The following is a 350-nucleotide window of genomic DNA, read 5'->3' as shown; positions in this document are numbered from 1 at the left end:
GTACCACGGCCATCCAAAAAGCGGGCCTGTACGCTGCGAAGCGGTACTTTGCCCGCTGGAACCGCGCGTGGAGTCCGCCTTCCTTACTCCGCACCCAGAACAGCGTTGCCACTACCGCCAGGAGAAACGCCCAGGAAGCCCAGTAGAACTTGAACCACAGCCACGGGGTGATCGAGGGCCCGAAGCCCTGCATGTCACTGTAAGACCATCCCGGATCGGATGCGTAGATCAGGAGGTTGTGCTCAAGGCCAATCATCGACGCGAAAAGAATGTACCCATAGACGCCGAATGCCACCATGTGACCAATGTATTTTTGATTCACCAGAATATGAATCGCGTAAACGAGCAGG

Annotated in this window: 1 protein-coding gene; it reads right to left on the bottom strand. The window is 56.3% G+C overall.

From position 1 onward, the window contains the following. Positions 1 to 350 (bottom strand): hypothetical protein (locus FH871_RS32705; RefSeq protein ID WP_138995380.1); only part of this gene is annotated, 350 nt, incomplete at both ends.

This window comes from Larkinella sp. C7 (assembly GCF_006149005.1).
In the GTDB taxonomy this organism is placed as follows: Bacteria; Bacteroidota; Bacteroidia; order Cytophagales; family Spirosomataceae; genus Larkinella.
This window is presented reverse-complemented; position numbering and strand designations above follow the sequence as displayed.